The 20,026-nt window shown below is 73.8% G+C and carries 16 protein-coding genes and 2 pseudogenes; 7 read left to right on the top strand and 11 right to left on the bottom strand.

The window, feature by feature from the left end:
* Nucleotides 1–70 precede the first annotated feature (70 nt).
* Complete coding sequence (locus IO40_RS0116880) at nt 71–1,462, top strand: NADP-dependent succinic semialdehyde dehydrogenase (RefSeq protein WP_016471112.1); 1,392 nt, start codon at nt 71–73, stop codon at nt 1,460–1,462.
* Between the two features lie 15 nt (nt 1,463–1,477).
* On the opposite strand, the pseudogene IO40_RS35315 reads toward IO40_RS0116880, so the two are convergent.
* Nucleotides 1,478–2,477: pseudogene (locus IO40_RS35315) on the bottom strand (hypothetical protein).
* 180 nt (nt 2,478–2,657) lie between these two features.
* Here IO40_RS35315 and IO40_RS0116870 point away from each other — a divergent pair.
* Together IO40_RS0116870 and IO40_RS0116865 are read left to right on the top strand one after the other, a co-directional pair.
* On the top strand, nt 2,658–3,026 hold the full coding sequence (locus IO40_RS0116870; RefSeq protein WP_016471110.1) for a nuclear transport factor 2 family protein: 369 nt from the start codon (nt 2,658–2,660) through the stop codon (nt 3,024–3,026).
* 32 nt (nt 3,027–3,058) lie between these two features.
* Nucleotides 3,059–3,682 carry a 2'-5' RNA ligase family protein gene (locus IO40_RS0116865; RefSeq protein WP_041968765.1) on the top strand — a complete coding sequence of 208 codons (624 nt, stop codon included), beginning with the start codon at nt 3,059–3,061 and terminating at the stop codon, nt 3,680–3,682.
* A 22-nt stretch (nt 3,683–3,704) separates the two neighbouring features.
* Here the strand turns inward: IO40_RS0116865 and IO40_RS0116860 are convergent, their stop codons facing one another.
* From IO40_RS0116860 to IO40_RS0116840, 5 genes are all read right to left on the bottom strand, one after another.
* The gene (locus IO40_RS0116860) at nt 3,705–4,742 is read right to left on the bottom strand and encodes a glutathione S-transferase family protein (protein WP_016471108.1); all 1,038 of its coding nucleotides are present in this window, start codon (nt 4,740–4,742) and stop codon (nt 3,705–3,707) included.
* Between the two features lie 220 nt (nt 4,743–4,962).
* The gene (locus tag IO40_RS0116855; protein ID WP_016471107.1) at nt 4,963–5,682 is read right to left on the bottom strand and encodes a nitroreductase family protein; all 720 of its coding nucleotides are present in this window, start codon (nt 5,680–5,682) and stop codon (nt 4,963–4,965) included.
* Nucleotides 5,683–5,762: 80 nt separating this feature from the next.
* Nucleotides 5,763–6,584, bottom strand: a complete 822-nt coding sequence (locus IO40_RS0116850; RefSeq protein WP_016471106.1) for an alpha/beta fold hydrolase — start codon at nt 6,582–6,584, stop codon at nt 5,763–5,765.
* Between the two features lie 117 nt (nt 6,585–6,701).
* Entirely contained in the window at nt 6,702–8,264 is a 1,563-nt protein-coding gene (locus tag IO40_RS0116845) for a PTS ascorbate transporter subunit IIC (RefSeq protein WP_016471105.1), read from the bottom strand.
* 87 nt (nt 8,265–8,351) lie between these two features.
* Nucleotides 8,352–9,302, bottom strand: coding sequence for a PTS sugar transporter subunit IIAB (locus IO40_RS0116840; protein ID WP_030405438.1), 951 nt, complete (start codon nt 9,300–9,302; stop codon nt 8,352–8,354).
* A 220-nt stretch (nt 9,303–9,522) separates the two neighbouring features.
* Between IO40_RS0116840 and IO40_RS0116835 the strand changes: the two genes are divergently transcribed.
* On the top strand, nt 9,523–10,674 hold the full coding sequence (locus tag IO40_RS0116835) for a baeRF2 domain-containing protein (protein WP_030405437.1): 1,152 nt from the start codon (nt 9,523–9,525) through the stop codon (nt 10,672–10,674).
* 321 nt (nt 10,675–10,995) lie between these two features.
* Here IO40_RS0116835 and IO40_RS35955 read toward each other — a convergent pair.
* The 3 genes and pseudogenes from IO40_RS35955 to IO40_RS0116820 form a co-directional block, all read right to left on the bottom strand.
* A pseudogene (locus tag IO40_RS35955) lies at nt 10,996–11,898 on the bottom strand (MFS transporter); the annotation flags it as partial.
* A 586-nt stretch (nt 11,899–12,484) separates the two neighbouring features.
* Nucleotides 12,485–13,033, bottom strand: coding sequence for a lytic polysaccharide monooxygenase auxiliary activity family 9 protein (locus IO40_RS0116825; RefSeq protein ID WP_016471101.1), 549 nt, complete (start codon nt 13,031–13,033; stop codon nt 12,485–12,487).
* A 72-nt stretch (nt 13,034–13,105) separates the two neighbouring features.
* Nucleotides 13,106–13,981 carry a polysaccharide deacetylase family protein gene (locus IO40_RS0116820; RefSeq protein ID WP_030405435.1) on the bottom strand — a complete coding sequence of 292 codons (876 nt, stop codon included), beginning with the start codon at nt 13,979–13,981 and terminating at the stop codon, nt 13,106–13,108.
* Nucleotides 13,982–14,121: 140 nt separating this feature from the next.
* Here IO40_RS0116820 and IO40_RS0116815 point away from each other — a divergent pair, with 140 nt between their 5' ends.
* From IO40_RS0116815 to IO40_RS0116805, 3 genes are all read left to right on the top strand, one after another.
* On the top strand, nt 14,122–14,997 hold the full coding sequence (locus IO40_RS0116815) for an aminoglycoside phosphotransferase family protein (RefSeq protein WP_016471099.1): 876 nt from the start codon (nt 14,122–14,124) through the stop codon (nt 14,995–14,997).
* Between the two features lie 126 nt (nt 14,998–15,123).
* Nucleotides 15,124–15,924: a GntR family transcriptional regulator gene (locus IO40_RS0116810; protein ID WP_030405433.1), complete on the top strand. Its 801-nt coding sequence runs from the start codon at nt 15,124–15,126 to the stop codon at nt 15,922–15,924.
* Complete coding sequence (locus tag IO40_RS0116805) at nt 15,921–17,477, top strand: MFS transporter (RefSeq protein WP_234336557.1); 1,557 nt, start codon at nt 15,921–15,923, stop codon at nt 17,475–17,477. The genes IO40_RS0116810 and IO40_RS0116805 overlap by 4 nt, the downstream gene beginning before the upstream one ends.
* 112 nt (nt 17,478–17,589) lie before the next feature.
* On the opposite strand, the gene IO40_RS0116800 is transcribed toward IO40_RS0116805, so the two are convergent.
* Nucleotides 17,590–19,059 carry an FGGY-family carbohydrate kinase gene (locus IO40_RS0116800; RefSeq protein ID WP_031175679.1) on the bottom strand — a complete coding sequence of 490 codons (1,470 nt, stop codon included), beginning with the start codon at nt 19,057–19,059 and terminating at the stop codon, nt 17,590–17,592.
* Nucleotides 19,060–19,224: 165 nt separating this feature from the next.
* The gene (locus IO40_RS0116795) at nt 19,225–20,022 is read right to left on the bottom strand and encodes a DeoR/GlpR family DNA-binding transcription regulator (RefSeq protein ID WP_031175678.1); all 798 of its coding nucleotides are present in this window, start codon (nt 20,020–20,022) and stop codon (nt 19,225–19,227) included.
* Between the last annotated feature and the right edge of the window lie 4 nt (nt 20,023–20,026).

The following is a 20,026-nucleotide window of genomic DNA, read 5'->3' as shown; positions in this document are numbered from 1 at the left end:
GCACCCGAGCCGCAAGACGCTCCGGGGCCGGCCCCGGCTGGACCGGCCCGAGCGCTGAGAGGTCGCGACCATGCCCATCGCCACGGTGAATCCCGCTGACGGCGAGACCCTCAAGACGTTCGACCCGCTGTCCGAGGACGAGATCGAGCGGCGCATCGCGGAGGCCGACGCGGCCTTCCGCGGCTGGCGCACCACCACGTTCGAGGAGCGCGCCCGGCTGCTGACGGCCGCGGCGGCGCTGCTGGAGCGGGAGGCGAGCGGCGTCGCGCGGGTCGTCACCACGGAGATGGGCAAGACCCTCGGTGCCGCCGAGGCCGAGGTCGCCAAGTGCGTCAAGGCGATGCGCTGGTACGCGCGGAACGCCGAGGAACTGCTGGCCGACGAGTACCCGGCCGCCGAGGACGTGGCGGACTCCGGTGCGGTGCGGGCGCGGGTGTGCTACCGGCCGCTGGGCCCGGTCCTCGCGGTCATGCCGTGGAACTTCCCGCTGTGGCAGGTCATCAGGTTCGCCGCGCCCGCGCTGATGGCCGGCAACGTGGGGCTGCTCAAACACGCCTCGAACGTGCCGCAGACGGCGCTGTACCTGGGCGACCTCTTCCACCGGGCCGGTTTCGCGCCGGGCTGTTTCCAGACACTGCTGGTGCCCTCGCGGGCGATCGAGTCGGTGCTGCGGGACAGGCGGATCGCCGCCGCGACGCTGACCGGCAGCGAGGGCGCCGGCCGGTCGGTGGCCTCGGTCGCCGGGGACGAGATCAAGAAGACGGTGCTGGAGCTGGGCGGCAGCGACCCGTTCATCGTCATGCCGTCTGCCGACATCGACGCCGCGGCACGGGTGGCCGTCACCGCGCGGGTGCAGAACAACGGCCAGTCGTGCATCGCGGCCAAACGGTTCCTCGTCCACACCGATGTCTACGACGCGTTCGCCGAACGGTTCACCGAGGGCATGCGCCGGCTGACGGTCGGCGACCCGATGGACCCGGCCACGGACGTGGGACCGCTCTCCAGCGAGCAGGGCCGCAGCGATCTGGAGGACCTGGTGACCGACGCGCTCGCCCAGGGCGCGCAGGCGCTGTGCGGAGGCCGCCGGCCCGAGGGGCTGGAGCGCGGCTTCTACTACGAGCCCACGGTGCTGACCGGCATCACCGACCGCATGCGCATCCACCACGAGGAGGCGTTCGGGCCGGTCGCCACGCTCTACCGGGTGAGTGACGTGGACGAGGCGATCGACGTGGCGAACGACACCTCCTTCGGCCTCAGTTCCAATGTGTGGACGCGGGACGACGCCGAGACGGAACGCTTCGTGCGGGACCTGGAGGCGGGCGGCGTCTATCTGAACGGGATGACCGCCTCCCATCCGGCGCTGCCCTTCGGCGGCGTCAAGCGCTCCGGCTACGGGCGGGAACTGGACGGCCACGGCATCCGGGAGTTCTGCAACGTCACCACCGTCTGGCAGGCCGCCTGACCCCTCCCCGCCGGCTCACGGCCGGCTGACGGCGCGGTTGACGCCCGCCACGAACGTGGTGGCCAGCACCCAGCCCGCCACGATGAGCAGATAGGCCAGCCACTGGTACCAGCCCTGTGGTGCGTAGGCCTTCTCCTGGCCGAAGTCGATGATGGGCAGCAGCAGGTCCAGGGCGTAGGCGAACGCGTTGAAGCCCGGCGCCTCGTCGGCCTTGAGGGGACGCGGCGGGTGCAGCCCGAAGGCGAGGGTGCCCAGCAGGAGCAGCCCGGCCAGCCAGCCGGCGGCACGCATGGGACGGAAACCGTAGCCGACCGTCGCGTCCTGGAGGTGTCCCCACAGCCGCCCGTAGAGGGGCAGCGTGGTGCGGTGCCTGCGCTGTTTGGCCAGCTGCACGGTACGGGCGGCGGCGTCGTCCCCGATGTGCCGGTAGGCGGCGGTCAGTTGCTCGTACGCGAACGGGACGTAGCCGTCCCCGTCCCGGCCGAGCACCTCCAGCCGCTCGGCGGCGGGCAGGGTGGGGGCGAGGGTGGTGTAGACGAGACCGTCCAGGCGCACCTGCTGGGGCCACACCCCGGGTTCGGCCGCCAGCGTCTCGCAGCGGGTGCGGCGCAGATTGACGACGCCCGCGGTGATCCGCGTGTCCCGCGTCGTTGAGCCGCAGCACGCCGTCCACCCGCAGCGTGGTCGCCCACAGCTGCGGCATCCGGCAGCCGCGCAGCGTAAGCTGGCGCAGTTCCGCACCGTGGAGGCGGACGGTGCGCTCGAACACGCAGTCCGCCAGCGCCACCGGGGCGGTGACGACACCGGAGCGCAGGTCGAAGTCGCCGGTGATCCTGGCGCCCCGCAGCCGCAGCGCGGGTATCTCCCCCTCCTCCGCGGGGGCCCGCAGCAGCAGGGCGCGCAGCACCCGCGCGCGTACGGTCCGCTCGCCGTCCGCCGGGAGCACCACCTCCTCCCCGCGGGGGAACGCCTCCCACACCCGCCGTTCCGGCTCCGTCAGTTCATCGGTCTCCACGCGCGGCACTCTTTCCCGGCCGCGACCTGCGCGTCAACCGTGTGGGGCGCCGCCGGGCGCCGGGCGGTCCCGGGGGCATTACCCCGCGCGTAATCGACCCGCCACACCGTCCGGCGGCATGGTCTTCCCATGGCCGCCGGAACACCGGCGGCCACGGGGACGACAGGGAGGGCCCGAGCCATGAACGCGTACGAGCAAGCCGTGGAGCGCTACTTCGCCGCCTGGAACGCCGAGGACGCCACCAGCCGTGCCGAGGCGGTTGCCGCGGCCTGGACCGAGGACGGCGGCTACACCGATCCACTCGCCGAGGTGACCGGGCACGAGGCGGTGGCCGCCGCCATCACGGCGGCCCGCGAGCAGTTCCCCGGCTTCGCCTTCCGGCTGAGCGGTGCCGTGGACGGCCACCACGACATCGCCCGGTTCTCCTGGGAACTGGTAGCAGCGGCGGACGGCTCCGCACCGGTCGCGGGCTTCGACGTCATCACGCTCGCGGAGGACGGCCGGATCTCCTCCGTCAAGGGGTTCCTGGACCGGGTACCCGCCGCCTGACCGGCCCCGGGGCCCCGGCTACCGTGCCCGGCGTGGACAACGCGCACACCACCGCCGGCCAGGAGGCCGGGCACCGGGAGGACGCATCGGAGGAGGGCTGGCCCGTCCCGGCCGGCACCACCGCGCTCAGCGTACCGGTGCCGGAGGCGGACGCTCTGGTACGCGGCTGGCGTGCCCGGTACGACACGGCGGCCCGGTACGGGGGCACCGCCCACCTGACGGTGCTCTTCCCGTTCCTGCACCGCTCCGCGACAGGGCCCGCCGAGGTCGCGGCGCTCGGCGGACTGTTCGCGGCGCACCCGGCGTTCACCCTGACGTTCCGCCGGTGCGGGCGCTTCCCCGGCGTGCTGTACCTGGTGCCCGAGCCGGCCGCACCCCTGCGTGCCCTCACCGCGGCCGTGGCCCGCCGCTGGCCGTCCCACCCGCCGTACGGGGGGCTCTTCGGTGATCTGGCGCCGCATCTGACGGTCGCCAACAGTGGTGGCGCGGCCCTGCACCGGGACATCGAGCGGCGGCTGTCGGCGCTGCTGCCCATCTCCGCGCGGGTCGGCGCCGTCGATCTGGTCGTGCACGAGGCCGGGCGCTGGCAGCCGTGGCTGACCTTTCCGCTGGGCGGGGGCGGCGCGGTCACCGGCCGCCGGGCACCCGCCCGGTGACCGCGCCCGGTGGGGCCGCGGCTCAGGCGACGGGCCGGTGGCCGGCCGGTACCTCCTCGCCGGCGGGGACCGGTCCCGGCGGGGTGCCGTCGCCGAAGGGGCGCCCGCCCAGCTGTTCGCGGTGGTGCGGCGTCAGCCAGCCCGAGAGGTCCGGGCCGACGGGCACGATCGAGGTGGGATTGACCCCGGTGTGGACGACGTAGTAGTGCCGCTTGATGTGGTCGAAGTCCACCGTGTCGCCGAAGCCGGGCGTCTGGTACAGGTCGCGGACGTAGGCCCACAGCACCGGGTCCTCCGTCAGCTTGTTGCGGTTGCACTTGAAGTGGCCGTGGTAGACGGCGTCGAACCGCACCAGCGTGGTGAACAGCCGGATGTCGGCCTCGGTGATGGTGTCGCCGACCAGGTAGCGCTGGTCGCGCAGCCGCTCGGAGACCTCGTCCAGCCGGCGGAAGACATCGGCGTAGGCGGCCTCGTACTCCTGCTGCCCGGTGGCGAAGCCGGCCCGGTAGACGCCGTTGTTGACGTCCCGGTAGATGCCCTCGGCCACCGTGTCGATCTCGTCCCGCAGGGCTTCGGGGTACAGATCGGGGGCTCCCGGACGGTGCAGCTGCCGCCATTCGGTGGCCAGGTCGAGGGTGATCTGCTGGTAGTCGTTGGTCACCAGCTTTCCGCTGGGCACGTCCACGATGGCCGGGACGCTGACGCCGCCCGGGTAGTCCGTCTCCCGCTTGTCGTACGCCTCGTGCAGGAACCGGATGCCCAGCACCGGGTCGCGGCCGTCCGCATCCAGGGTGAAGCGCCAGCTGCGGTCGTCCTGGATCGGGTCGGTGACGCCCAGCGAGAGGGCGTCCTCCAGGCCCAGCAGCCTGCGGGAGATCAGGGCGCGGCTGGCCCACGGGCAGGCCCTGCTGACGACGAGCCGGTAGCGGCCCGCCTCGACGGGCCAGCCGTCACGCCCGTCGGCGGTGATCCGGTCGGCGAAGTGGCTCTTGGACCTCTTGAACGCCTTGCGGCCGTACTCGGTGTTCCCGGCGCCTTCGCCGGTGGCAGCGTCGCTCATTCCGGTTTCCTCTCTCGGGGTCGGGGCGGGCCCTCACCTGCCCGTGACCGGATGCCTCACGACGCATCCCATCACTGCGGGGCCGTCCTTGCCGAGTACCCGGCGCACCGGACGGGGCCGGGCGGCGGACCGGCCGGTGCGCCGGAGGGGCCGGTACGCCGAACCGGCCGGGTGCGCCGGGCGGGCCGGCGGCGCGCGGGGCGGGCCGGCCCTCGGCGCGTCACCAGCCGTTGCGGTGCAGCACCTCGGAGACCGGGCGGCGCCGCACGGGGCCGAACCTGCCCAGCGGCCAGCCCACCGGGATCGCCGCGAAGGTGTGCATCTCCTCGGGGATGCCCAGGGCCTGCTTCCACTCCGCCTCCAGCATCAGGTGCCAGACGGTGATGTTGGCGGCCAGGCCGAGACCCCGTGCGGCCAGCAGCAGGTTCTGCACGCCCGGGTAGACGCAGGAGCCCTCCGCGAGCGCGCCGAACCGCTCCTGGATGCGGGCCAGCTGCCGGGTCGCGGTCTCGCCCAGGGCGGCGGCCGACGCCTTGAGGCCCTCCTCGTCGGGTGTCTGCTCCGGCATGCGGTAGCAGGGGATGATGAGGGCGGGCGTGCGGGCGAAGTGGTCACGCTGGTACTCGATGGCGGCGACCATCCGCCCGTAGGCGGCCTCGTCCATGCCTTCGGGGGCGTGCTTGCCCGTCGTCGCCAGATAGGCGTCGACGCAGCGCTTCCACAGGGGGGCCAGCCGCGCCATGACGCCGGGGTCGGTGACCACTACGTACTCGTACCGCTGCATGTTGCCCCCGCTGGGGCCCCAGACGGCTGCCTGGACGAGCTTTTCCAGCAGCTCGTCCGGAACGGGGTCGGGCTTCAGCCGGCGCATGGCACGCATCGTGGACATGGTGTCGAAGAGCAGCGGCTGGGCGGCGGGGTTCCCGGCATCGTGAGACATGATCGAAAAGTGTAGGCCGGAGAAACCCAAAGCTCAGCCCCTGGTTTGACGGTGAGTGAGCGACAGGGGAGGGCGGCGCCTCACCCCACGAAGAACTCCCTCATCACCGGGGCCAGTTGCTCCGGCGGCACCTGATGGAACGCTCCCGGCAACTCACGGTGCACCCCACGGGGCAGCGCCTCCGCCGTGACGCGGGCCGCCTCCCTCAGCGCCGGCGTGCTCTCCCGGCTGCTGACCACGAGCACCGGGACGTCCACCGCCGCGAGGGTCTCCACCGGGAGGGAGGCGTCGCCCAGCAGCGTCGTGTCGTAGACCAGCGTGTGGGCGATCCGTTTCACGCCCTCCCAGGACGGGGACCGCCGGGCGCCCTCGACCGCCTGCGGCGGCAGCCCGACGATCCGCTCCATGAAGTACGCCACGGCGTCGCCCCGCCGGTCGCTGCCGACCAGTTCGGACAGCAGCGCGGCGTGGTTGGGCGCCTGCGGCCGGCCGGCCGCGCCGGTGAAGGGCGGCTCGAACAGCACCACCGCACCGAGTCCGCGGCCCGTGCGCGCCGCCTCGCGGAGCACCACCAGGCCGCCGGACGACATCCCGAAGGCGTACACCGGCGACGGGTCGTCCCCTCCCGGCCCCTCTCCCCCGCCGCCCAGCACCGCGACGAGCGCGGCCAGGTCCTCCGCCTCCCGCTCCGGCGCGTATCCGGGGGCGTCGCCGCTGTCGCCTCTGCCTCTGCGGTCGTAGACGACCGCAGACATGCCGGCGCCGGCAAGGTGCCGTGCCAGCGGCACCCCGGCGGTGCGCGTGCTGAGCGCTCCGCCGACGAGGACGACGGGCGGGCCCTCGCCGAACCGCTCGAAGGCCAGGACGGTTCCGTCGGCCGAGGTGACGGTCTGCACGGTCATGGTGGCCCCTTCCCTGGTGGCTGCTGGGAAGACTTCTACCAGCGGCCACCGGCATCTCCGCCCGGGCACGACGGCGCGGCACCCGCCCTGTCGCGGACCGCGCCGCCCGGCGCCGGGTCAGTCCCGGGGCGGCGGAGGCGGCGTGGGCGCACCGGGCGGGGGCGGCACCTTGGCGTACCGGCGCGGCCCCTCGCCGTCCCGGTCCGCCTCCTGCGCCGGTGCGGCGGACGGCAGCAGTGCGTCACGCCGCGCCCCGGGACTCCAGCCGGGCTCCACGACCCGCTTCTGCACCACGACGGCCCCCGCCAGCACGGCCGCGCCGAGCAGCAGCATCAGGACGATGCCGCCTGCGGTACCGGCCTTCGCCGCGAAGCCGACGAGTGCGCCGAACCATCCGAAATCGGCGTCGCCGAAAGTCGTGTTCTCCTTCCCGAAGGAGCCCAGCACCTTCAGCAGCACGGCAGGCAGGAGCGTGATCAGTACGCCGTTGCAGAACGCGCCGAGCGCCGCGCCCCGCCGGCCTCCCGTCGCATTGCCGTAGACACCGGCGGCACCGCCCGTGAAGAAGTGCGGGACCAGCCCCGGCAGCACCAGGGCCAGGCCGAAGGCCGGGTTGAGCACCCAGGCGAGCAGCGCGAGCGTGCACAGCCCGCCGGCGAAGCTGGCCAGGAAGCCGACCAGTACCGCGTTCTGCGCGTACGGGAAGACGATCGGCGCGTCGAGCGCCGGCACCGCGCCGGGCACCACCTTCCGAGCGATGCCCTGGAAGGCGGGCACCAATTCGCCGAGGATCGTCCGGACGCCGAAGAGGATGACGGCCACCGAGATGCCGAACTGGAGGCCCTGCATGACGGCCTGCATCAGATAGTCGCCCAGATCGGTGGCGCCCGCGCCGCCGTCGGCCGCGAACACCCGGAACGCCGTCCGCTCCCCCGCCTTGACGACGTACACCACGGCCATGATCACGTAGATGAGCAGCATCGACAGCGCGGTGGCCACCATGGAGTCCCGCAGGAAGCGCAGCCCTTCGGGGAGCTTCATCTCCTCGGTGCTGCGGCTGCGCCTGCCGACGAGCTGCCCCACGGCCCCGGCGGTGATGTAGCCGGCCGTCCCGAAGTGGCCGATGGCGATGCTGTTGTTCCCGGTGATCCGCTTGGTCCACGGGTGGGCGAAGGCCGGCAGGGAGACCAGCAGAATGCCCAGCAGCACACCGCCGACCGCGACCACCGCCCAGGCCGGCAGTCCCGCCGTGGCCAGCACCACCGTCAGCAGCGTCGCCATGAAGAGCATGTGATGCCCCGTCAGGAACACGTACCGCAGGGGCGTCAGCCGGGCCAGCAGCAGGCCCAGCCCGAAGCCGACGATCATCAGCCAGGCCACCCGTGCCCCGAACCGGGCCTGGGCGATACCGACGATGGCCTCGTTGGTGGGGATCACCCCGTGCGCGCCGGTGGCGCCCTGGATCATCTCCCCCAGCGGGGCGAGCGAGCCGACGACGAGGTCCGCGCCGGCGTTGATGAGCAGGAAGCCCAGTGTCGCCTTGACGGCGCCGCCGGCGATCTGTCCGGCGGGCTTCCGCAGCGCGGCCAGACCGGCCGCCGTGATGAGGCCGATGAGATACGCGGGGACGCTCAGTATCTCGTTGACGAGGAACTGCGCGATCGTGACCAGCCAGTCCATGGAGCCTTCCGGTTCGTGCGTGGTGATGGGTGCGGGCGCCGGGACAGATGAGGGGGCCGCCCGGCGGGGTGGGGACGGCGGGGGCCGTCAGACGTCGTAGGTGTCGCGGAGCACCGCGTCGACCTCCTTGACGCTGGTGAAGTCCGCCACCACCCGGACGGGGACACCCACATCACCGAGAGTGCGGGCGATCTCCCGCGAGGTGAGGACGGCCACCGCCTCGGCGGCCTTCCCCTTCGCGGAGATGGTGTCGGTCGCCTCGACGGTGACGTGGCCCTCCCAGCCCCAGCGGGCCAGGACCTGTTCCAGCGTGTTCTTGAGGAAGAGGCTGGTGCCCACGCCGTTGCCGCAGACGGTGAGGATCTTGTGCACGGCGGGTCCGTCCGCCGCCCCCTGCGCCCCCTCTTGTCCCGCGTCCTGCCGGGGCCCGCCCCCGTGGGGCGCCGCGGCGGAAGCGGCAGGCACGTCCGCGGCGGAGGCCACAGGCGCGTCCGCACCGGATTCCGCACCGGAGGCCGAAGGCGAGTCCGCGGCGGAGGCCGGGGCCGGTCCGTCGCCGCGCGAGGGGGCCCCGCCGTCCGTGGCCCGTTCGTACCGCTCCAGCACGCCGCGCAGCTCCTCGGGGCCGTTCGCCGCGCGCAGCGCCGCCTCGGCCTCCGGGTCGCCCAGCAGCCGGGCGAGGGCCGCCATGGCCGCCGTGTGCGCGCCCGGGTCCCGGGCCGCCAGCGCCACCACGAGGGTGACCGGATCGTTGCTCTCGTGCCCGAAGGCGACCGGTTCGGCCAGCCGCACCCAGGCCATACCCGTGCGCAGCACCGCGGGGGACGGCCGGGCGTGTGCGAAGGCGAAGCCCGGCGCCACGACGATGTAGGGGCCGTTCTCCTCCACGTTGCGGATCATCTCGGCGGTGTACTCGTCCGTACCGCATCCGGTGGCGGCCAGCAGCTCACCCGCCGCGCGGACGGCGCCGCGCCAGTCGGACGCGGGCAGGCCGAGACGGATGGCCCCGGTGGGCAGAAGTTCACTCAGTGACGCCATGGGCGCAGATCCTGGCACGGGTGATACCGCCAGGTCACCAGGGGTGCGGCAGTGCCGTCCCCGGAGAGGCCCGGCCCTCGGCGCGGGCCCGTGTCGGCGCCCGGAGCCGGGGGTACCCGCTCTTCCGCGGGTGGTCACAGACGCCCCTCGCGCCGCGACCACCCCCCGCGCGCACATATGCACAACGCCCTCTCGACGACCGACGACGCAGGGAGGAACCATGCGCCTCGATTCCCTCGCCCCTCTCCTCGACCGGAGCGGACCGTGGGCCACCGCCTACGTGAGCACGGCCCGTGCCACCGAGACGTCCGGGGAGGAGCGTCGCCTCACGGCCCGCGCAGCGGGGGACGAGCTGGCACGGCAGGGGGCCTCCAAGGCCACCGTGGAGGCCGTCACCGAGCATCTGGCGACGCTCTCCCCACGGGCCGAGCCGCAGGGCAGCGCGGTGTTCGCCACCGAAGGTGAGGTCGTCCTGGAGGTGCCGCTGACGCAGGCGCCCGACCGCGCCCAGGTGTGCTGGGCGACGCTGCCGCACCTGGGCCCGCTACCGGAGCTCCTGGGCGAGAACCCGCTGTGCCTGACGGCCCGCATCGACCGTACGGGCGCCGACTTCGAGCTGACGGACGCGTACGGCACCCGTCCCGCCGGCCAGGCGCGCGGTGAGGAGTGGCCGGTGCACCGCACCGCCAACGGGGAGTTCTCCGAGAAGCACTTCCAGTTCCGGGTGGAGAACACCTGGGAGAGCAACGCGGGCGTGATCGCCGAAGCCGTCGCGGCCCGCTTCGCGGAGAGCGGCGCCGACGTGCTGCTGCTCAGCGGCGATCCGCGCGAGCGGCGCGCCGTGCACGACAAGCTGCCCGAGCAGCTGCGTCAGCTGGCCGTGGAGACCTCGCACGGCGGGCGGGCCGCCGGCTCGTCCACCGAACTGCTGGACCGGGAGACCGAACGGATCCGGCAGGAGTACGCGCGGCGGCACACCGCCGAGGCCCTCACCGAGCTGCGGGCCGCGCACACGCCCGGGGCGTCCCCCGCCGGCGCGGCCGGCGGCGGCGTCGCGGAGGGTGTGCCCTCGCTGGTGGAGGCGGCACGCGAGCACCGGCTGGACACGCTGGTGGTACGGCCCGGCGGGCCGGACCGCGAACGTGAGGTGTGGGTCGGTGACGGTTCCGACCAGCTCGGTGTGCGCCGCTCCGAGCTGCAGTACCTGGGCGCCACCGACCCGTCCCCCGCGCGTGCCGACGACGCGCTGCTGCGCAACGCGGTGGCCACCGACGCCGAGGTTCTGGTCGTCCCGCCCGAGGACGAGCTCCCGGTGGGCGGTCTGGGCGCGCTGCTGCGCTGGACCCACGGCGAACCGGGCCCCGCGGCCTGAGACGGGCCCGGCAAGGTGGCCGACGCGCCGGAGCGCGGGACGGTCCGGCCGTCCCGCGCTCCCGCTGTGCGGTTCCGCCCGGCTGGATAACGCCTCCGATTTCACGCTCTTCCATGAGGGCGCCGAGGACGCCACCTGCCAGGAGCCGGAGCCGCGGTCCAGCCAGCCGGAGAGCAGCCCGAAGCAGGCGCCGGTCAGCGCGAGGAGGGCGCCCAGCCAGCTGGGCGAGGTGAGCCCGAAGCCGGCGGCGATGACCATGCCGCCGAGGGACGCGCCGAGCGAGTTGGCGATGTTGAACGCCGACTGGACGCTGGCGGACCCGAGTTCGGGCGCGTCTCTTCCGTGGTCGAGGATGCGCGCCTGCACGCTGGGGATGGCGGCCATGCCGGCGACCCCGGTCAGGAAGACGTTGGCCGCGACCAGGACGGTGTTCTGGGCCGTGAAGAGGATCATGGCCAGGGAGAGGGACAGGGCCAGCAGCGCCCCGCAGATCGTCCGCACCGGCCAGTCGGCCAGCCGCCCGCCCAGCATCGTGCCCACCGTCATCCCCGCCCCCGCCAGGGCCAGCAGTGCCGTGGCCGCGGTCGGGGTGTAGCCGCTGACCTGGGTGACCAGGGGCTGGATGTAGGTGTAGAACGAGGAGGTGCCGGCGAAGCCGAACACCACCACGGTGTAGGCGAGCCACACCTGTGGCCGTTTGAAGAGGCCGAGTTCGCCGCGCACGCTGCCGCGGACGGGGCCGGGCTGGACGGGGAGCAGCACGGCGAGGAAGACCAGTCCCAAAAGACCGATCCCGGCGACCACGATGAACGTCCACCGCCAGCCGACGGTCTGGCCCAGCAGGGTGCCCAGCGGCGAGCCGACGATGTTGGCCATCGGTACGCCGACGAGGACCACCGACAGAGCCCGGCCGCGTTTTTGGGGCTGGACGAGTCCTGCCGCCACGACCGCACCGATTCCGAAGAACACACCGTGCGGCAGCCCTGACGAAAAACGTGCCGCCAACAGAAGTTCATGGTTGGGGGCGAGAGCTGACGCGATGTTTCCGGAAATGAACAGACCCGTCATGGCGAGCAATATCGTCTTACGACGAACGCGCATACCGGCGACGGTGAGCAGGGGGGCGCCGATGACGACGCCGAGGGAGTAGAACGAGACGTAGCCGCCGGCCTGAGAGATGGATACCCCCATGTCGGAGGCGGCCTCGGGCAGCAGACCTATCATCACGAACTCGGCCGTGCCCGCACCGAATGTTGCGATGGCCAAAGCCAGGAGGGCAAGGGGCAACGGGACCTCCTTGCAGGAGTGGGGTGTTGGGGAGGGGTTCCCGGCTCGCGATGGCGAGCCGTTCCTTGCAATGAAGCGTGCCGCAATACCGGATTCGAGCAAACGGCTTCCCGATAAGGCTGCCCATAATAGGATTGCGGTCTTTCTCCGAACTCCCCCTGAAATCAAGGCAGTCGGGCTCCGCCACCACCGGAGAGCGGTGGTGCGAGAACTTTCGCCTCGGCGTGTCGCGAACGACCGCGCTGCCCCACGCACGGGGTGCGAGAGTTTACGGTGACGAATGCGTCGAATGTGGCCGCGGAATTCCGTGGTACTGGATAACTCCCGCGCGGTGGCGACTCGCAAACAGCGAATCCCAGAAGGCGACTTCCGGCGGGCCGGGCGGTACGGGCCCGGAAACGGCCTCGGCCACCCCGGGGAGGGGGTGGCCGAGGTGGTGCCCGCCGGCGGGCGGGCACCGGGGATGGTGCGGCCCCTTGCCCGCCGGTCCGGCGCGGGGCCGAAGCGGCGGGGCGGCGGGGGGTCAGCCGCGGATGTTGACGTCCACGCAGGCGTAGAACGCGTTGGCCGTGTCCGCGATGTTCCAGACGGCGAGCACCTTCTGCTTGCCGGTGAAGCCCTTGAACCCGACGTTGTGGGAGACGAACTCGCCGGGGATGGCGCCGTGGTCGTTGAACTCGGCGAGCTTGGTGTTGCCGATGAAGTACTGCCAGGTGGTGGTCGCGTGCTTGGCGGTCAGCCGCCAGTTGAAGGTCGCCGAGCTGCCGACGTCGGTGACCCTCCATCCTTTGTTGTCGTCCCGCAGGTCGGCGAAGCGGGAGTTGCCGCCGGCGCAGTCCTTGAGCCCCTTGGGCCCTTCGACGCTCTGCGGTTCCCACTTGATCTGACCGCACTGGACGACGCCCGTGGCGCACTGCGCCTGGCGGCTGGCGGGGTTGGTGACCCAGCCGTGCGCACTGGCCGGGGTCGCGGTGAGGCCCAGGACCATCAGGGGTGCGAGCCCGGCTCCGGTGAGCGCCGCTAACTTCCTGCGGCTGCGGGGGGTGTGCTTCTTGCTGGACTTGTCGCGCATCTCAGCTCCTTCGGTGAGAGGGAGAGCACGCTGTGGGGATTGGTCTAGACTTTAGCTGTTGACGGAGTCCGGTCAAGCCTTCGGGAACGCGAAACCGTATCCCTGCTCCTTCAGCCACGGCAGGTACTGCCGCAGCGCCTCGTACGACTCGGAGCGGTCCCCGCCGCCGTCGTGGAAGAGCACCACCGCTCCGTCCTTCGTCTGCTCCTCGGCCTGCCGTGTTATCTCCTCCGAGCCCGGCCGCTGCCAGTCACCCGGGTCGACGATCCAGCCCAGGGGCCGCATCCCGTGCGCGGCGGCTATCCGGCGGCTGTCCGGCGTGAAGGCCCCGCCGGGTGCGCGGTAGTAGTGCACGCGGGCCCCGCCCGAGGCCTTCTCGATCATCTTCTGCGCGTCGAGTATCTGCCGCTTCTGGTACGCCACCGGCTTGTGGTCCATACCGGTGTCGTGGTCGACGGAGTGGTCGCACAGCCGGTGCCCCTCCGCGACGATGCGCTTGACGAGATCCGGGTAGCGCTGCGCATTGGGACCTATCAGACAGAAGGTGGCCTTGACGTGGTACTGGCGCAGCAGATCGAGCGTCTTGGGCGTCCACTCCGGGTGCGGGCCGTCGTCCAGCGTCAGCGCCACCGTCCGGCCGCCCTTGGCGGTGTGGTGGCTTATCGTCCGGCTCACCTTCGGGGGCACCTTCGGCGCGGAGTGCGGCGCGGCCTTCGGCTTGCCGTGCGGTGCGGCGGCCTGCTGGGGAACACGTGCGGCACGCACACTCTCCTCCCAGCCCGGATGCCGGCCCGAGGCCACCGCCCCCGAGCTCGTCCCGATGAACGCCGTCAGCAGCCCGACCGCCACGGTTCCCGCCGCGGCTGCCATCGCCACGACCGCCGGCCTGCTGCCCCGCTTGCTGTGCAACTCCTGCTCCCAACTGCCCGTTTTCACCGTGCTTGTCAATGATGCAGACCTCTGAGGCGGTACAGCGGTTGCGTCGGCCGGATGAGAGATACGCCGCATTTGGGCCGGGCCGACGCGGGCTCGCGCACCCCGCCCTGACAGCCTGGGAGGGAACGACCGGAACGAGGAGAGCACAGACGATGGCGAGCAGCGCGGGATTCACGCAGGATGTGGCACGTCAGGTGCTGGCGGCGGCGACGGGCGGCCCCGGCGGGACGGCACAACTGCTGTCGCTGGGGGAGAACGCCGTCTTCGCCCTGGACGACACCGTGGTACGCATCGGCCGGGACCCCGGGCTGCTGGCCCGCGCCGAGCACGAACTGCGGGTCGCGGCCTGGCTGGAGAGCGAGCAGGTGCCCGCGGTCCGCGCCGCCGAGCCTGCCGCCCGGCTGGTCGGTGACCACCCGGTCACCTTCTGGCAGCGGCTGCCGGAGGCCGTACGGCCCGCGAACGCCACCGACCTGGCCGGACTGCTGCGGCTGGTGCACGCCCTGCCGAAGCCGCCGTTCGAACTGCCCCCGCGGGAGCTGATGAGCGGTGTCGAGAGGTGGCTGCGGCTGGCCGGTGACGCGGTACCGCGCGAGGACGCCGCCTTCCTGCGCGCCCGCCGGGACGACATCGTCGCCACCCTCCCGGGCCTGGTGCCCCAGCTGCCGCCCGGCCCGGTGCACGGGGACGCGCTGCCCCGCAACGTGCACGTCACCGAGCAGGGGCCGCTGCTGGTCGACCTGGAGACCTTCTCCTCGGACCTGCGCGAGCACGACCTGGTCGTGATGGCCCTCAGCCGCGACCGCTACGGCCTGCCGGAGGAGGAGTACGAGGCGTTCTGCGCCACCTACGGCTGGGACGTGCGCGAGTGGGAGGGCTGCGCCGTGCTCCGGGGCGCCCGGGAGACCGCCAGCTGCGCCTGGGTCTCCCAGCACGCGCCCGGCAACCCGGCGGCACTGGCGGAGTTCCGGCGGCGGGTCGCCTCCCTGCGCGACGCCGACCCGACGGTGCGCTGGCACCCGTTCTGACCCCCGCGGCGGCGCGGGGTGGCGGAGTCGCCGGCCTCCGCCACGAAACCGCTGCTCAGAGCATCGCCGCAGGTCAGCGGGGGTGGCGTAACGCGGACGCAACACCGCTGCCCTAGCGTCGGTGCCATGGAGACCGAATCGCCGACGGCCTGCTCCCCGCGGGCCGACCGTGCCCGGCGGGTGGCCAGTGTGCTGCGCCGCCAAGTGCTGGAAGGGGCCTTCGGCACAGGAGTGCTGCCCGACGAGCGGGCCCTGATCGCGGAGTTCGCCGTCAGCCGCAACACCGTGCGCGAAGCGCTCGCCCTGCTGCGGGACGAGGGGCTGGTGGAGCGGCGGCGGGGTGTCGGCACGGTCGTGGTCGGCCGTGCCTACGAACACCCGCTGGGCGAGCTGGCCGGCCTCGCCGAGGTCCTCCAGCACCACGGCAGCGTCGTCAACCAGGTGCGGGAGGCCCGCAGGGTACGGGCCCCGCAGGCGGTGGCGCGGCGGCTGGGCCTGGGCGAGCGGGGCGAGGCCGTCTATCTGGAGAGGCTGCGCAGCCTGGACGGGGTGCCGCTGTCGCTGGACGCGACGTATCTGCTGCCCGAGATCGGTGAGCCGCTGCTGGCGCTGGAGCGCGGGGTGCTGGAGCACCAGGACGTCTTCCAGCTCATCGGGACGGTGGCGGGCGCCGCGCTGGGCGGCGCCGAGGTCTCCGTCCAGGCGGTGACGGCCGACGCGGCGACCTGTGCCGTGCTGGGCCTGCCCGAGGGCGGCGCGGTGCTCGCCGTCGAACGGCTCACCTCGCTCGCCGACGGCCGCCCCGCCGACCTGGAGTTCATCCATCTGCGCGGTGACCGCCTGGTGCTGCGCGCCCGGGTGGGCGCGCCCGACGGACACGGGGCGGCAGCGGCGGGCCGCGATCCGGCGAGGGGGCGCCGGCCGTGAGGGAAGGTGTGCGCTCGGAGGGGGCACCGCGGCTGCTGACGGTCGCGATGTGCCTGTGCGTGACGCTGGTGGTGGGGATGGTCTCCGCCGTCAACCTGGCCATCCCCGCCCTGTCCGCGAGCGGGCTGCGCCCGTCGGCGGCCCAGGTGGTGTGGGTGGTGGACGGCTATGTGGTCGTCTTCGCCTGTCTGCTGATCCCCGCCGGGGCGCTGGCCGACCGGGCCGGGCGCAAGGGCACCCTGCTCGCGGGCATGGGCGTCTTCACCGCGGGCTGTCTGCTGTGCGCGCCGGCCCCGCACGTGGGGGTGCTGATCGCCGGCCGGGCGATCAGCGGGGTGGGGGCCGCCGCGGTCCTGCCGACGACCCTGGCGCTGCTGGTGGACGGCGTCCCGGCCCGGCGCAGGCCGCGGGCCGTGGCCGCCTGGGCGGCGATGACCGGGCTGGCCGCCGTGCTCGGCAACGTGGGCGGCGGCGCGGCGATCCAGTACGGAAGCTGGCGGAGCCTGTTCTGGTACCCGGTGCCGCTGGCCGTGGCCGCGCTGGCGCTCGCCTGGGCCGCCGCACCCGTCGTGCCCCGGCACCCCCGCCCGCTCGCCCCGGGCAGCACGGCGCTGCTGACCGGCGGCTTCCTGGCGCTCCTGTACGCCGTCGTCGCCGGCCCGCAGTCCGGCTGGACCAGCCTTCCCGTGCTGGTCGCCGGGGCCTCGGCGGTACTGCTGCTGGTGTGGTGGGTGCGGCACGAGCTGCGGGCCGCACACCCGCTGCTGGACCCGCGGCTGTTCCTGCGGCCCGCGGTACGGGCGGGCGCGCTGGGGATGACGGCGCTGTTCACCGGCATGTTCGGGCTGATGTACGGCAACGGCCAGTACCTCCAGTACGCCAAGGGGTACGGGGCACTGGAGGCGGGCGTCCGGCTGCTGCCGATGGCCGCCGGTCTGCTGGCGGGACCGCGCTGCGGGCTCCTGGTGGAGCGGCTGGCGGGGCGGCGGGCCACCGCGGCCGGCGGAATGCTGGTGCTGGCCTCCGGGCTGTGCGTGGTCTCCACGGTGACGGCCGCGACGCCGTACGCCGTCTACGGGGCGGGCGCCGCCTTGACCGCGCTCGGCTGCGGCATCGCCACACCGCTGCTCTCCCACGCGATGCTCTCCGCGCTGCCGCCCGAGCGGGCCGGGGCGGGCTCGGGCTTGCAGAGCCTGGCCCGCGAGGTGGGCAGCGCGCTCGGCATCGCGCTCGCCGGCACCGTGGTGACGGCCGTCTTCACCGGGCACCTGCCCGCCGTCCTGCGCGGGCCCGGCGCGCCCGGCACGGTGGCCGAGGCCCGGTCCCGCAGCACGGACCCGCAGGTGCGGGAGGCGGTGGTGCGCGCGTTCACCGACGGCCTGCACGCGGCCACCCTCACGCTGGCCGCCCTCGTCGTCTGCACGGCGGTGGCCGTGGCCGTCTGGTTCCCCTCCGGCCGGGAGGAGTCGCCCGGCGAGCGGCCGGACGCGCGCGGCACCGAACGGCGGACCGCACCGGCCTCCGCGCGGCCGGGCGGAACAGCCCGGGACTGAGCCCCGGAACCGAGCGGCGGACGGCACCGGCCCGAAACTGAGCCCCGGGACCGAGCGGGGCCGCTCGGGGCAGCCGGCCCGCCCGGTCCGGCCCGTCCCGGCCGGGGTCCCGTCACGCGGCCGGGAGCCAGCCCCTCTCCCGCAGGGCCTCGGTGAAGCGGCCGTAGGAGTCGTCGAGCGCCGCCTTCTCGCCGGGTACGGGCTCGACGGTCGAGCCCTGCGCGGTCATCGCCCGGGCGGCTTCCTCCAGCGAGGGGTGCAGGGTCCCGGTGGCGGCCAGCAGGGCGGCGCCGAACGCGGTCTCGGCACGGGGGACGACGTGCAGCGGGAGGCCGAGCGCGGTGGCGCGGATGCGGGTCCACAGCGCGCTGCGGCTGCCGCCGCCCGCCGCGTGGAGGGGTGCGCTCACCGGTACGCCCAGCGCGGCGACGCGTTCGAGGGCGAGCCGTTCGAGGAAGGCGACGCCCTCCAGGTCGGCACGGTGCCGTTCGGCGTCGTCGGCGGGGGTGCCGAGGGTGAAGCCGCGGGCGGCTCCGGCCACGAAGGGGAAGCGCTCGCCCTCCCGGCGCAGCGGGTAGCTGACGCAGCGGGCGGGACCGCGGGCGGCGGCGGCCTCGTCGAGGGCGGCCAGCCGGGCACCGTCCAGCGTGGCGAGGGCCTCGCCGCCGGTGTTGGAGGCCCCGCCGGGCAGCCACCAGCCGTCCGGATGGCGGTGGCTGTAGAGGGCGCCCGAGGGATCGGTGACCAGTTCGCGGGTCACTCCCTTGAGCACGTACGTGGTGCCCAGGACGCCGACGAACTGTCCGGGCGCCACGGCGCCGGTGGCGATCTGTCCGGCGCATCCGTCGGTCATGCCCAGCCGCACCTCGCAGCCGGCCGGCAGCCCGGTCGCGGCGGCGGCCTCCGCGCACACGGTGCCGGCCGGGGTGCCGGGGGCCTGGACCGGCGGCAGCCAGTGGGCGGGCACGTCCAGCGCTTCCCACACCTCGTCGGGCCACCGGCCGGCCAGCGGGTCGTAGCCGGTCTTGAGGGCGTGGCTCCAGTCGGCGGCGACCGGGGTGCCGGTCAGCGCGCGGCCGATCACCTCGGGGGTGTGCGCGATGCGGGCCGCGCCGGGGTAGCGGTCGGCGTGGCGCGCGTACCAGGCGACGCGGCCCAGCGCGGCCGTGGGGCCGACGGTCAGCCCGAGGGTCCGCCAGCGGTCGGCGCCGGCCTGCTGGGCGCGGGCGTTGAGGTCGGCGGCCCTGCGGTCGTCGTACATCAGCGCGGGCCCCAGCGGCGTTCCGTCGGTGTCGGTGAGGACGAGGGTGCCGGAGGTGGCGCAGACGGCGACGGCCCGCACCTCGGCGCCCCGCGCGGGCAGCGCGGCCGTGGCCTGGCGCAGTGCCTCGGCGGTCGCGGGCCACCAGCGGGTGGCGTCCTGTTCGCTGCGCCCGCCGGTGTCGCGGGCCGGGCGGGGCAGTGCGGCCCGGCCCTCGGCGAGCACCGTGCCGTGGACGTCCGCGCACACGACGCGGACGGCGGCCGTGGCGACGTCGATCCCGGCGACGACCGGTGCGGGGGCGGAAGCGGAGCTGTGCATGGCGGGCTTCCCTTTCGGCTGGGGGTTGGGCTTCGGACCGGCGTCACCGTCCGGTCTCCGGACCGGCGTCCACCGTCCGGTCGGCACGGCACCCGCGGGGTTTCACATGGGGTGTGAAATTAACAGTCGCCGTGTTAGGTCTCGGGCAGCGTGTCAGGTCGGAGGTCAGCCGCGTACCTGGGCGACCCGCACCTCGGTGTGCTCCCGCAGCTCGCCGACGAGTTCGCCGGGCACCCGGTCGTCCACCACCACGTGGTCGAAGCCGGCGACCGGGCAGAGCCGGTGCAGTGCGGTGCGGGCCACCTTCGAGTGGTCCATCAGCAGGGCGCTGCGCGCCCCGGAGGCGAGCATCGCGCGTTTGACCAGCACCACGTCCTGCTCCTGGTGGAAGGTCATCCGCGCGTTCATCGCCGAGGTGCTGACCAGCACCAGGTCCACGGCCACCGCCTCGATGGCCTCGACGCAGGGCACGCCGAGGAACGAGTCGTGGGTGCGCGAGTACTCGCCGCCCAGCGCGATCAGCCGTATCTCCTCGCACCCGGCGAAGGCGTCCAGCACCCGGCGGGCGTTGGTCAGCACCGTCAGCGGCGCCTTGTCGCGCAGCAGCGGGGCGAGCGCCAGCACGGAGGTGGAGTCGTCCAGCATCAGCGACATGCCGGGCTCGACCAGGTGGGCGGCCTCCCGGGCGACGGCCTCCTTCTCGGCGACGTGGACGCCCAGGCGGTAGTCGAGGTTGCTCTCGAAGACGCTGGTCGGCAGCGCGGAGACACCCCCGCGGAAGCGGCGCAGCACCCCGCGCCGGGCCAGCGCCTCCAGGTCGCGGTGGACGGTCATCACGCTGACGCCCATCGTCTCGGCGAGCCAGGTGACGGTCACGGTGCCGTGCCGCACCACGTGCTCGGCGATGCGCTGTCTGCGGTGTTCCTGGGACCGGGCGGAGCCGGCCGGTACGGAGTCGGCCACGGCC

The organism is Streptomyces albus subsp. albus, assembly GCF_000725885.1.
GTDB classification, from domain to species: domain Bacteria; phylum Actinomycetota; class Actinomycetes; order Streptomycetales; family Streptomycetaceae; genus Streptomyces; species Streptomyces albus.
This window is presented reverse-complemented; position numbering and strand designations above follow the sequence as displayed.

Excerpts from the sequence above, each read along its gene's own strand:
- IO40_RS0116800 (WP_031175679.1), bottom strand. The coding sequence starts at position 19,059 with ATGCACAGCTCCGCTTCCGCCCCCGCACCGGTCGTCGCCGGGATCGAC.
- IO40_RS0116810 (WP_030405433.1), top strand. The coding sequence starts at position 15,124 with ATGGAGACCGAATCGCCGACGGCCTGCTCCCCGCGGGCCGACCGTGCC.
- IO40_RS0116815 (WP_016471099.1), top strand. The coding sequence starts at position 14,122 with ATGGCGAGCAGCGCGGGATTCACGCAGGATGTGGCACGTCAGGTGCTG.
- IO40_RS0116835 (WP_030405437.1), top strand. The coding sequence starts at position 9,523 with ATGCGCCTCGATTCCCTCGCCCCTCTCCTCGACCGGAGCGGACCGTGG.
- IO40_RS0116880 (WP_016471112.1), top strand. The coding sequence starts at position 71 with ATGCCCATCGCCACGGTGAATCCCGCTGACGGCGAGACCCTCAAGACG.
- IO40_RS0116860 (WP_016471108.1), bottom strand. The coding sequence starts at position 4,742 with ATGAGCGACGCTGCCACCGGCGAAGGCGCCGGGAACACCGAGTACGGC.
- IO40_RS0116845 (WP_016471105.1), bottom strand. The coding sequence starts at position 8,264 with ATGGACTGGCTGGTCACGATCGCGCAGTTCCTCGTCAACGAGATACTG.
- IO40_RS0116870 (WP_016471110.1), top strand. The coding sequence starts at position 2,658 with ATGAACGCGTACGAGCAAGCCGTGGAGCGCTACTTCGCCGCCTGGAAC.
- IO40_RS0116855 (WP_016471107.1), bottom strand. The coding sequence starts at position 5,682 with ATGTCTCACGATGCCGGGAACCCCGCCGCCCAGCCGCTGCTCTTCGAC.
- IO40_RS0116840 (WP_030405438.1), bottom strand. The coding sequence starts at position 9,302 with ATGGCGTCACTGAGTGAACTTCTGCCCACCGGGGCCATCCGTCTCGGC.
- IO40_RS0116850 (WP_016471106.1), bottom strand. The coding sequence starts at position 6,584 with ATGACCGTGCAGACCGTCACCTCGGCCGACGGAACCGTCCTGGCCTTC.
- IO40_RS0116825 (WP_016471101.1), bottom strand. The coding sequence starts at position 13,033 with ATGCGCGACAAGTCCAGCAAGAAGCACACCCCCCGCAGCCGCAGGAAG.